The sequence below is a fragment of the Agrobacterium sp. Ap1 genome (assembly GCF_017313375.1).
Lineage (GTDB): Bacteria > Pseudomonadota > Alphaproteobacteria > Rhizobiales > Rhizobiaceae > Neorhizobium > Neorhizobium cellulosilyticum.
The window spans coordinates 41,803-54,289 of sequence record NZ_JAFLMY010000005.1 but is presented as its reverse complement, the minus strand read 5'-3'; the positions used below and the strand labels follow the sequence as shown (position 1 = coordinate 54,289).

The 12,487-nt window shown below is 60.3% G+C and carries 8 protein-coding genes; 7 read left to right on the top strand and 1 reads right to left on the bottom strand.

The genetic code is table 11. The features are described 5' to 3' along the window. Positions 1-94 precede the first annotated feature (94 nt). From JZX87_RS11730 to JZX87_RS11710, 5 genes are all read left to right on the top strand, one after another. On the top strand, positions 95-1,237 hold the full coding sequence (locus JZX87_RS11730) for an MlaE family lipid ABC transporter permease subunit (RefSeq protein ID WP_183821652.1): 1,143 nt from the start codon (positions 95-97) through the stop codon (positions 1,235-1,237). Between the two features lie 32 nt (positions 1,238-1,269). Beyond that, the gene (locus JZX87_RS11725; protein WP_148144328.1) at positions 1,270-2,097 is read left to right on the top strand and encodes an ABC transporter ATP-binding protein; all 828 of its coding nucleotides are present in this window, start codon (positions 1,270-1,272) and stop codon (positions 2,095-2,097) included. Between the two features lie 8 nt (positions 2,098-2,105). Then, positions 2,106-3,476, top strand: a complete 1,371-nt coding sequence (locus JZX87_RS11720; protein WP_148144329.1) for an MlaD family protein — start codon at positions 2,106-2,108, stop codon at positions 3,474-3,476. Positions 3,477-3,502: 26 nt separating this feature from the next. Further along, positions 3,503-4,102, top strand: coding sequence for an ABC-type transport auxiliary lipoprotein family protein (locus JZX87_RS11715; protein ID WP_148144330.1), 600 nt, complete (start codon positions 3,503-3,505; stop codon positions 4,100-4,102). 66 nt (positions 4,103-4,168) lie between these two features. Continuing rightward, a complete protein-coding gene (locus JZX87_RS11710) occupies positions 4,169-4,693 on the top strand; it encodes a P-loop nucleotide/nucleoside kinase family protein (protein WP_183821654.1) in 525 nt (174 codons plus the stop codon). Between the two features lie 78 nt (positions 4,694-4,771). On the opposite strand, the gene JZX87_RS11705 is transcribed toward JZX87_RS11710, so the two are convergent. Next, positions 4,772-10,882: an apolipoprotein A-IV repeat region-like domain-containing protein gene (locus tag JZX87_RS11705; RefSeq protein WP_206825664.1), complete on the bottom strand. Its 6,111-nt coding sequence runs from the start codon at positions 10,880-10,882 to the stop codon at positions 4,772-4,774. A gap of 463 nt (positions 10,883-11,345) precedes the next feature. Here JZX87_RS11705 and JZX87_RS11700 point away from each other — a divergent pair, with 463 nt between their 5' ends. Then, positions 11,346-11,717: an Hpt domain-containing protein gene (locus tag JZX87_RS11700; protein WP_148144333.1), complete on the top strand. Its 372-nt coding sequence runs from the start codon at positions 11,346-11,348 to the stop codon at positions 11,715-11,717. Positions 11,718-11,856: 139 nt separating this feature from the next. Then, on the top strand, positions 11,857-12,177 hold the full coding sequence (locus JZX87_RS11695) for a 2Fe-2S iron-sulfur cluster-binding protein (RefSeq protein WP_148144334.1): 321 nt from the start codon (positions 11,857-11,859) through the stop codon (positions 12,175-12,177). Positions 12,178-12,487 lie beyond the last annotated feature (310 nt).

Genomic DNA, 12,487 nt, shown 5'->3' with positions numbered 1-12,487 from the left:
GTGGCAAATCCGGCCGATGCGGCTATATTGCGTTTTCCCGAAGCGCAATCAATGCATTGCGGCAGAGACCATTTGAAGCGAGCACCCGCACCCCGTGAGTTCCAATCTGGCAAAAATCAATAGTGAAGCCTTGCCGGATGGCGGTGAACGGTATGTTCTGACGGGCGATTGGCGCAATCATTCCGTGGCCCCGGTGCTCAAGGATCTCGACCAGTTCGAGAAGTCCGGAGGACAGGGCAAGGTCGAAATCGACCTCTCCGGCATCTCCGAAATCGACACTGCAGGCGCCTGGCTGATTCGTCGTCTGATGACGGCGAAAAGCGGCGAGGGGCGGGAGGCATCGCTTTCCGGCGGCAATGGCACGATCGAGGAACTGATCGGTGCGCTGCCCGAGACAACACCTGCGCCGCCTGCTCCCGCCGCCGACAAGCGCAGTTTTTTCGAGCGCGTTTTCACGCCGCCCGGAAAGCTTGTCTATGAAGTCGGCCGCGATTTTTACGCCGCGATGAACATTCTCGGCTCGGCGGTCCGTGGCGCCCAGCTTAAATTCGGTCGCGGCGCCGGTGTCTCTCCGGCTTCCGTTGTTACCCATATCGACCGCATGGGCGTACGCGCCGTGCCGATCATCGTGCTTATGTCTTTCCTGATCGGCGCGATCATCGCGCAGCAGGGCGCATTCCAGCTGCGCTATTTCGGGGCGGAAATCTTCGTCGTCGATCTTGTCGGTATCCTTCAGCTTCGCGAAATCGGAGTGCTTTTGACTGCGATCATGATCGCCGGCCGCTCAGGCAGTGCGATCACGGCCGAAATCGGCTCGATGAAGATGCGTGAGGAGATCGATGCGCTGACCGTGATCGGCCTCAATCCGATCGGCGTTCTTATTTTTCCGCGTCTCGTGGCGCTGACCATCGCGCTGCCGCTGCTGACCATCATCGCCAATTTTGCCGCTCTTTATGGTGCGGCGATCGTCGCGCTGCTCTATTCCGGCATTACCTTCGACACTTATCTTTCTCGCCTGCATGAGGCGATCGACCATACCTCGATCGCGTCGGGCATGATCAAGGCGCCGTTCATGGCGCTGGCCATCGGTATCGTTGCTGCTGTCGAGGGCATGAAGGTCGGCGGCAGCGCTGAATCTCTTGGCCAGCATGTCACCGCATCGGTCGTCAAAGCCATCTTCGCCGTCATTCTCATCGATGCGCTTTTTGCCATCTTCTACTCCGCGATCGATTTCTAAGGGGCATGGATTTGTCAGACCAGCAGCAGACCATGGAGAGGACAGCAAAGGACGACCGGCGGGTCGTGCTTTCCGTGCGGGATCTGACCGTCGGCTTCGGCGACAAGATCGTGCTCGACAATCTCAACCTCGATATCTATCGCGGCGAAATTCTCGGCTTCGTTGGAGCATCCGGTACCGGCAAGTCGGTGCTGATGCGCACCGTGCTGCGCCTTCTCCCGCACCGCTCCGGCACGATCGAAATCCTGGGCGCCAATTACGAGGAGGCGTCGGACGAGGAGCGTATGGCGCTCGACACCCGGCTGGGTGTGCTTTTCCAGCACGGCGCACTGTTTTCTGCCCTGACGGTGAAGGAAAACATCCAGCTGCCAATGCGGGAATATCTCGATCTTCCGCAGTCGCTGATGGATGAGCTCGCCTACGTGAAGCTCGAAATGGTTGGTCTGCCGCCAGATGCTGCGGACAAGTATCCGTCGGAGCTTTCCGGCGGCATGATCAAGCGTGCAGCACTTGCACGCGCTCTGGCGCTCGATCCCGATCTCGTCTTCCTTGACGAACCGACATCGGGTCTCGATCCGATTGGTGCCGCTGATTTCGACGCGCTGATCGCCAAGCTTCGCGACACGCTGGGCCTGACCGTCTATATGGTCACCCACGATCTCGACAGCCTGTTTTCGGTCTGTGACCGTATTGCCGTGCTCGGACAGAAACGGGTATTGGTGGAAGGTACGCTGCAGGATATGTTCGAGTTCGATGATCCGTGGGTCCAGTCCTATTTCCGCGGCAAGCGTGCGCGCACCGTCGTGACCAATGAAAACCAGCCGCCGGCAGACGCAGGCCCGACAGACGCAGGGAAGTGATCCAACCCATGGAAACCAAAGCAAATTACGCCCTGGTGGGTTTCTTCACACTGCTGGTCATCGCGGCCGCCTTCGGTTTCGTCTACTGGATGGCGCAATCCGGTCGCGGCGGGCCTATGGCCGAGCTTGCGATTCGCATTCCCGGCTCTGCAAATGGTCTTTCGGTCGGATCTCCGGTGCGTTTCAACGGTATTGCGGTCGGTTCTGTGCGCGGCCTGACGATCGATCCGGACGATCCGCGTTATTCGATCGCCTTTACCGAAGTGCGCGCCGATGCGCCGGTCTACCAGTCTACGAAGGCGGTGCTGGAAGTGCAGGGCCTGACGGGTGCTGCCTATATCGAGCTTTCCGGCGGCGCCAAGGGCGAGGAAAACATCCTTCAGAAGTCGATGGAAGCGGGGCGACCCGCCGTGCTGATCGCAGACCAGTCGAGCGTGACAAACCTTCTGGCGACGGCCGACAAGATCCTTGAGCGAGCCGATCAGGCAATCGGCGACATCCAGGGATTTGTCGGTGATGCGCGCGGGCCATTGACGCAAACAATCCGCAACGTCGAGACGTTTACGGCCGCGCTCAGCAACAATTCCGGCAATATCGACGAGTTCCTGCACAGCCTTTCGACCCTGTCTGCGACCGTCGATCGCGTGTCCGGCACGCTCAATTCTACGCTTGAGGCGGCCGACCAGCTGGTTCGCGCAATCGATGCCGAACGCATCAACCAGATCGTCGGCAATACCGAGCGGGTGACGCGCAACGTCGCCAATGCGTCCGACAATTTCGGCCCGCTCGTCGAGACCGTAAGGACGGCAGCGACGAGCTTTGCGCAGGTCGGCAACGACGCACAGGGGGTTCTGTCACGGGCTGACAGCCTGCTTGCGGCCGTCGATCCGAGCCAGGTGGGTACGGCGATCCAGAACATCTCGGCAGCCTCTGAAGATGCCCGCCAGACGCTGGCTTCAGCTCGCAGCGTGGTCGACGATGTTTCGCACCGCTCAGAAGACATCAACAAGGCGATCACCGATTTCACCGAACTGGCGACCAAGCTCAACAACGCGTCCAGCCGCGTCGATGGCATCCTCGCAAAGGTTGATGGCCTCGTGTCGAGCGACGACTCGCAAGGCCTGTTTGCCGAGGCACGCAAGACGCTCGAATCCTTCCGCACCGTGGCTGACAACATCAATGCGCGCGTGGGGCCTATTGCGGATAACCTGCAGCGTTTTTCGTCTAGCGGCCTCGGTGACGTGAAGGCTCTCGTGGATGATACGCGCCGTACGGTGAATTCGCTCAACCAGACCATCACCAATTTTGATCAGAATCCGCAACGGCTTATCTTCGGCGGCGAGACCGTCAAGGAATATGACGGCAGAACGAGACGCTAAGGCAAAAGGCCAAGGGTAGGACGTTTATGAGTGCATCCAAGTTTCCGCATCGTTCCTTGCTGTTGACCTTGCCCTTGCTGGCCGTCCTGGTCAGCGGTTGCGGCACAAAGGCGAACAACGACACCTTCGATCTGTCGCTGACACCTGCAACCGATGGTCCTTCGGTGAAGAACCGGCAGATCCTCGTACCGGAACCGACTGCGGTAAAAATGCTGGATAGCGAGCAGGTCGTGGTCCGCGTGTCTCCGTCCGAGGTGCAGTATCTTGCCAATTCCCGCTGGGGTGATCGCCTGCCGCGGCTGGTTCAGTCGAAGCTGGTCGAGGCTTTTGAAAACTCAGGCCGAGTCGGCGGCGTCGGCAAACCGGGGCAGGGGCTGGCGATTGATTATCAGGTCGTCACCGATATCCGGGCTTTCGAGGTTACGACCGGCGGCAGCCGAGTTGCCAATGTCGAGATTTCGGCAAAGATTCTCAACGATAGAAATGGCAGCGTCCGAGCTCAGTCAGTGTTCAAGGGAAGCTCGCCGGTTCGCGGGACAGAGAATAGCGACTTTATCGAAGCGCTTGACCGGGCCTATGCGAAGGTCGGTGGCGAGATCGTCGACTGGGCTTTGAAATCGATGTGATTTTGCAGCCGGCGCGGTAAACTTTCCCAGGTCCGAATCGTTCGCGACAATTGGGGAAAGATGCCGATGCTGATTATTCTTGCAGGCTTGCCCGGTAGCGGAAAGACGACCCTCGCAAAAGCTTTGGCGCGCCGTCTTGGCGCCGTTCATGTGCGCGTCGATACAATCGAGCAGAATATCCGCAATGCCGGGGTCGAAGTCGGCCCTGCTGGATATATGGTAGCCTATGGTGTGGCAGAGGATAATCTATCGCTAGGACATATCGTTATCGCGGATTCGGTGAACAGCCTGACAATAACTCGCAGGGCATGGCGGGCCGTCGCGGAACGGCAAGGTGTGCCGGCCTCTGAAATCTGGGTCAAGTGTTCGGACAAGGTCGAACATCGCCATCGTGTCGAGACACGCGTGAGTGATGTTCCAGGTCTGATCAAGCCAGGCTGGACCTCCACCGAGGCGCGTATTTTCGAGGACTGGGAGACCGAGCCGCTGGTCATCGATACAGCTGGCAGATCGCCGGAGCAGACCGTTGTAGATTTGATCTCGGCATTGCAGATCGATCAGGATTTTATCGCGGTTCAGGAAGAGCCGTAAGCCTTACCGGCTCTATCAAACAAAAGGCCGCCCAGATAAGGCGGCCTTTTTTGTTCGTCTCGTCGATTACGCTCCGGCTCAGCCGAAACGACCGGCAGCATGGGCCAGCATCGTGTAGACCTTGCCGGTATCCGAAGTCAGATAGCTCTGGGTAACCGTGCGGTCGCGATCGGTGCGGGCGACGTCTGCAAGAAGCTTTTCGAAGTCCGATATGTAGCGGTCGACGGCGGTGCGGAATTCCGGCTCGCGATCATACTTGCGCTTGATATCGTCGAATGTCTGCTGGCCCTTCAGCGTGTAGAGTCTGCGGGTGAAGACATCGCGCTCGCCGCGCTGGTAACGACGCCACAGATCGACAGAGGCATCATGATCGATAGCGCGGGCGATATCGACGGACAGCGAGTTGAGCGATTCCACCATGTGGCGCGGGTTTCGATTGTCACCATTGGCGGTCCGCGGCGCCTGGGCCGGTTCTGCCGGACGGGCAGCAGGCGCACGCGCCGGGGCCGGTCCCACGGTTTCATCGCGGGACGCGCCACGCAGGAGGTCGCTGATCCAGCCACCCTGGCCGGCAGGGGCCGAAGTGTCTGCCTGACGCGCAGCGGGTGCTGCCGCCGGAGCCGGCTTGCTCGCGGGCAGGCTGCCTCGAAGCACGCCAGCTGAATAGGCATCGTTGCGCGGTGTTGCCGGGGCCGAGACCGGCGCTGGAGCCGGCTGCTGAGTGATCTGCTGCTGCGGCCGGATCGGAGCCGTCGGCCCGCTCTGTGCTAGCGATACCTTGGGCTGACCAGCCTCGGCGACTTCGAGCTGCTGCGACGAGCGGCCGACGAGCTGGGAGATCTCCTGAAGCGCCTTGATCTGCTCGGATACGGCGCGTCGCATGGCTGCCGCGCTTTCCTTGGCTTCTTCCGGCAGGTCGAAGGCACCGCGCTTCAGTTCCGAGCGGGTGGCATCGAGTTCCTGACGGATATCCTGCGCGGAGCGGCGGATTTCGTCGGTGGCACCGGAGAAGCGGCCGACAGCTTCCTCGACAGACTGGCGCAGCGTCTCACGCAGGTGCTTGGCAGCTGTATCGGATCGTTGCGAGGCTTCACCCATCAGGCGTTCGACATCGGTGAGCGAACCGGAAATATTGCCGCGCATCTGCTCGGCCAGTTCGCGGGCACGCTTTTCGGCGTCGGAGAGTGTCGTTTCGATCGTGCGGTTGGCTTCCTCGCCTGCGTCGAGAAGGGCGGCGCGCATGACCTGCGCTGTCTGCTCGGCACGCTGCTGGGTCTCGCCAAGACGACGACCGATATCAACAAACGAGGCATGCAGGCCTTCGCGCAGCTTGTCGCCGACATGGGCTGTCCGCTCCTCGGCACGTTCGAAGGCGCCGTCGACGAGCGCGGTGAGGTTGCGAAGCGTTGCTTCGATCTCATCCGAGCGCTTTACCAGGCCGACGGACAGGTTGCGCAGAGCATCCTGGCGTTCGTCGAGCGTGCTGACGAGGTTCGACTGGGCTGCACCAAGAAGCTCCGAAGCCTGGGCGAGAACCTTGGAGTGATCCTCGAACCGACCGACAATGCCGCCGACCTGGCTCAGCGTCTGGCCGGAGATGTTGACGAGGCGGTCGATGTTGTTTTCGAGCAGGCGGGTGGAGCCTGCAACCAGATCAGCCGCCGAACCCGCCGAATGGGCGAAGCGCGAAGCAGTCTGGTCAAGCTTCTGGTCCGTTGCGGCCAGCTGCTCGGCTGCAGTTTCGACGAGAGAGGCTATGTTGACATTGCTGCTCGACAGCCGCTCGATAATGCCTTCGACATTCGCAAGCAGGCTCTGCTCGGCACCACGAACAACATGGGCGGCAGCTTCCGTCCGCTGATTGAGTGCCGCAAGCGTCTCGTTGGTACGGGCTGCGATGGCGTCGACCAGGGCGGCGTTCTCTTCGCGGATACGGGCGCTGGTTTCCTTGGCAGCGGAGGCGAGACGTTCGGCGCTCTGCTGGGACGCAGATGTCAACCACTCGGCACTCTGCTGCGTGGCAGAGGTCAGGCGTTCTGCGCTCTGCTGCGCTGCCGCTTCCATGCGCTCGGCTGCGGTCCTGCCGGTTTCGGCATAGGCCTCCACCATCGGTTTTGCCTTCTCGTCGAGCAGGCGGGACAGTTCCTCCGAACGACTTGCAAGCATCGAGTTGAGGTCGCGGGAACGGGTGTCGAGCGCGGTGCGGATGGCATCACCACGAGCGGCCAGTGCGCGATCGACGGCATCCAGTGCGACATCGAGCTCGCCTGCCGCGTCCGACAGGGTCGAGCGGATAGACTGGCCACGGCTATCGAGCGCTTGTTCGGCGTCGCCGAGCGCGGTCGAAATCGCCTCGACTTGCTGTTTTACCAGCTTGTCGGCTTCGGCCACCTTGTTGACGATCGCGCTGCCGGCATCGGAGAACGCCTGGGCGACAGTCGCAGCCTGGCCGGCGAGACGGCTCTGCGTCTCGGAGATGCGTCCGACGATTTCGTTGGAGCGCTCCTCGATCGAGCGAGTGAATTCCTCGTTGCGACTGCTGAGTTCCTGGGTGAATTCGGAGCCGGCGCGAGACAGCGTTTCTGCCGACCGGCTGGCTTCGTCATTCATGCCCTGACCGGCTTCAACGACTGCTTCGCGAAGCGAGGAGGCGAAACCTACGGCCTTGCCTTCGATCGTCTTGGCGACGTTTTCAAGACCATAGGACAGTGCCCGGTCCATGGTGCCGAAACGTTCCTCGATATGGGCTGTGCGACCATCAAGTGTTTCGGCGATACGGGCGGCGGCATCGGTGCTTGTCTGTTCGAGTGCGATGGTGCGCTCGTCGATGGTGCGGGCGATGCGTTCGGCTGCTTCACCTGTCGCACGTTCAATTTCGATACCGCGGCTGTTGACTGCATCGGAGACCCGGTCAGCGGCAGCGTTCGAAATACGCTCGAGCTCGGCTGTACGGGCACCGAGAGCATCCGCCAGGCTGCTGCCGGCCGTGTCGACGATCGAGCTGACACTCAAGACTTCGTTGCGGATACGGTCTTCCAGTCCGCCGAAGGTCACTTCGATGCGGCTTCCGGCACTATCCAGCGCGGTCGAAACACCGCCGACAGTCTGTTCTACGCGTGATGTGAAGGCGTCGGTAGACTGGCTGATTTCGCGAGCCGCATCGCTGATCTGGCCGGCAATCGAGCCGACATTGTCGCGAAGGCGGGTGTCCAGTGTTTCACCTGCGGTATCGATCGCAGCGCGCAGGGCTTCCTGCTGGCTTTCGAGCGACATTTCGAGCATGCCGGCGCTGGTGGCAATCGTTGTGCCGATCGAGGTCGCCTGATCCATCATCAGGTTGTCGATCTGGTCGCGGGCGTCGGTCAGCGTGCCGGCGATCGTTGCTGCACGTTCGTCAAGCGTCGTGCGCAGGCGGTCATGGCCGGAGTCAAGTGCGTCCGACATGTCACGGCTCGCCTGGCCGAGCACATCCGCCATGCGCAGATGAGCGGAACCGACGGCATCGGTAAGCTGGTCGCCGCTGATAGAAAGCGTATCGCCGATCTGGCGCGCAGCCGTATCGAGCGTTCCGGAAATCCGTTCATGGCCGGCGTCGAGCGATGAGGCCATCCGTTCGTGAGCGGTGCCCAGAGAAGACTTCATCTGCTCATGGGCGTTTCCAAGAGACGATGTAATCTGTTCATGCGCAGCGGTGAACGAGGTGGTGAGCTGTTCGTGGGATGCGGCAAGCGACGTATCCATGCGCTGCAGTCCATCGCTCATCGTCGCATCGAAGCGCCCCGTGCCTTCGGACAAAGCCGTTTCGATCCGGCCTGCCGCGCCGCCGACAGTCTGTTCGAGACGATCGCTGCCGCTCTGTAGAAGGCTGGCAAGCTCGGACGTGCGGCTTTCCAGCGAGATGTCGAGATTGAGCTGGTTGTCGGCAAACGCCTCGCGGATGGCCTCGGCGCGCTTTGCAAACGCCTGTTCGAGGCGGATATCCGCATCTGCAACGCTGTTGACGACATTCGACGTATGGTCTGTCAGAGTAGTCGTCAGGCGATCCTCGTGCAGCGACAGCGAGGTTGCGATTTCCATGGACTTGTCGTCGAGCATTTCCGACATGCGATCGCGGCTGGAGGCGAGCGTGGTGTCGAGCGCAGCCGCCCGCTTGTCCATCTCGTCGGTCAGGCGCAATTCGCTTTCAGACAGTGCGCGCGTGATCGCTTCGCTCTTCTGGTCGAGAATGGAGGCAAGGCGATCCGGCGTTTCCGCCATCAGCGCCTGCAATGCACCAGCCTTTTCGTCGACAGCACCAGCGAAGCGCTCGTGGCTTTCCGTGACCGATTCGATGATCGCGGAGGTGCGGCTGGAAATGCTGTCTTCGAACCGCTTCTGGCTATCGGCAAGGCTGGCGGAAATTTCCCCGCCACGCGCTGCCATGATCATGTCTATCTTGTTGTGTGCATCGCCAAAGGCGCCGCTGATCTCGCTGCTGCGTGCGGCGAGTGCGTCGGAAAACTCCTTCGAGCGGCTTTCCAGCATCGAATCAAGAACTTCCTGGCCCGTTCCAAGCGTCGTGGCAAGCGCCAACTGCTGGTCGGTCAGCGCATTGCCGATCCGTTCGATGCTCGACGACAGGATGCCGTCGATCGCTTCGTGGCCGCCGGCTACGGTCTCGTTGATGCGTGCAAGGCTGTCCATCAGCTTGCTGTCGAGGCTGCCGGCACGCTGGTCGAAGGCCGTGGTGAACTGCGACAGACCCTCGTCGAAAGAGGTGCTGAGGTGGCCGATCGTGGTGTGAAGGCGTTCTTCGAAGAAGCCGGTGCGCAGGTCCAGATCCATCACCGCATCGTCTGCAGCGGACTGCAGGCTCTGGCGGAAGGAGCTGCTCTTGTCGTCGAGTGAACGATTGAGGGCCGTGAGCACGCCGTCGAGCGAACCGGTGATCGTCTTTTCGCTGTTCGTCAGCCCTTCGGTAATCTCCCGCGTGCGCGCGATCAGGGTTTCGTTCAGCTGGCGCGTGCGGTCGGCAAGTGCCGCATTGAGCTTTTCGGTATTGGCATCGAGGCTCGATGCGCGGGTTTCGAAATTGGACAGGATCGCATCGCCCTTGTCTGACAAGGTCGAGCTGAGCATTTCCAGACGGATATCGAACTCGGTCGACAGCGCAATGCCTGAGGTCGTCAGCGTGTCGATCAGATTTTCGGTCTTGGTTGCGAGCAATGAGGCGAGTGCTTCGCCGGCTGCATCCGACTTCTCCATCAGGGCTGCGGCCCGCGTATCGATCATCGAGGCAAAGGCTTCGCCGGATGTCGCGAGACGGATAGAGATTTCCTCGGTCGCGAGCGCCAGTTCTTCCTTGAGCTGGTCGTGCGCTCCGACCATAGAGGAGCGAATGCGCTCTGCGTGATTGACGATCGCTTCGCGCTCGGAACCCAGTTCCTGAACGAGGCCGCGAACACGCATCTCGTTGTCGCTGTAGCTGCGTTCGAGTGCGTTGACTTCCGAGTGGACGAGCACTTCCAGCTCGGCTGCACGCGCGATCGTACGCTCGATGCCCTCGTTCATGGCCGAGACTTCGCGGCGTACGGCCTGGCCGACGCTCATGATCCGTTCAGATGCGATGGTTTCCGGCTCGGACAGGCGCAGGGCGACCTCAGCCATGGAGCGGGCAGCGTTCCTGAGATCCTGCGCACGGGCCATCATAATGGCGAAAGCGAAGAAAAGGAGGATGGGGACCAGGATGCCGACGGCAAGCGCGACCAGACCCGGAGCGGCCAGAACGCCGGCAACCGATGTGATCTCCCACAGCGCTCCACCATAGATTAATTGACCAAGGCCGATACCGGCCACCGCCCAGAGAACGGAGACGATCAGAGCATTGCGGATTGCGCCACGAACAGAGCCGCCGTCCAGCGCGCGCATAATAGACGCCGTGTTCCTGCGTCCGGCATCGTTGGCAGGCTCAAAGGCGGGTTGGCGCGGCGACGTCTCATTCGAAGATTGGCGCGGTGCTTCCGCGGTCGCCTCGCGGCGGGGCGACGCTGATTGAGACGGGGCAGGGCGGGATCGCGGCTTGTCTGACACTCTGGCCTCCGAGGCGGGCTTATCGCGGGGCGGTTCATCGTTGAAGTCGATCTTCAGCGCATCTTCCAATGCCTGGAATGCCGTTTCATCGATGGATTCATTGTTAGTGTTCTTCGCCATGCGGTTACGCCTCGTTACATACACGCCCGGCATCCCACTCGACTTGCTGCCGCCTGCAGATCGATGAGCGGAATACTCATGCCGGAGATCGCCAGCCCTAGAGCTTTGGATCGCCTATTACAAATTCATTCGACGGCCGTTCTTTCAAATGGATGATAATGAAAGCTTACCGACCGTCCCACATCGGTCACTGCAATGTTCCAGTGAGCCATTGAACCGTATTGTAGTGGCACAATCAGCCTTTTCGCACAAACGAAACGCGTCATCATGATACCGGCATCATCGTCTTGTTAACAGGATTTAAACCACGTCTCAGAGTGAAACCCCTGCAATCACGGCACTTTAATGCAAATTAACCATTTGCGAAGATTTGCGCCGCGGTTGTGCCGAAATTTAACGGGATAGCCATGGCTCCGACGGACAATCCGGAGTTGAGATCATTATAAAGCAAGGAACCAAGCAGATGGCAACGGCCGCGCGTATCGCTTTTGAATCTCCCGACAATCACAAGACGGCATGCCCGTCGAAGGATCGTCCGGTTGACCTAGTCCATCTGGCGAAACAGACGATGGGCGATAAGGCGCTAGAGGCCGAAATCCTGCAGATGTTCGCACGACAGGCACGCGCGCTTGTACAGGAAATCGCTAGTGCCGAGGCTGCAACGGTGACCGCGCTTGCGCACCGGCTCAAGGGGTCAGCAAATGCCGTCGGCGCCTTCGGTGTATCGGTTGCAGCCGCACGTCTGGAAGCAGAGCCCGGCGAGGCGGCGGCGTTGGCCTCGCTTTACGCGGCGGTCATAGAGGCTGAAAACTTCATCACCGGCCTCTGCCGCTGACACTACCTTGCATCACGTGGACGCCGGCAGCAAAGCCGGCGTCGTCCGTGAGATTGACTGAACCGGCAGTTTGGTGGCACAGACGGGGTCTACCCAAGGCTTCCAAAGGGCAATGCCCGAAAACCCGGATCTTCCAAAAATGACGAAATTGACCATCGTAGCCTTCGACGGCACACGCTTCGAGATCGACGCGGACAACGGTTCGACGGTGATGGAGAATGCTGTACGCAATTCTGTTCCCGGCATCGATGCGGAATGCGGCGGCGCCTGCGCCTGCGCCACCTGTCATGTCTATGTCGACGAGGAATGGACGGAAAAGGTTGGCGCGCCAGCGCCGATGGAAGAAGACATGCTGGACTTTGCCTTCGATGTTCGCCCGACTTCACGTCTTTCCTGTCAGATCAAGATGAAGGCTGATTTCGACGGCCTCATCGTCAATATTCCTGAGCGTCAGGCCTGATAAAAGACAGTTTGCGGCGCCAAAAAATAGCCTCGCTCCACAGAGTCGAGCGAGGCGAGGTGGGCGCAAGGCCGGCAGGCGAGGGAGGTGACACCTGCGGCTCGGTTACGCGCCAGGGAACACGGAAAACTGAAACAACACGAAAATGGACGCTGACCGACGACCTTGCTCTCGGATTGAGTTGAAGTAGGCCATGCTTCATGCAGCGAATAATGTTGGATGCTTGTCCGATACATATATAGGTAATTGCTGCCTAATATACAGGAATGGCTTTCACCAAGCCACCGCAATAAATTACCCTTTATTCACC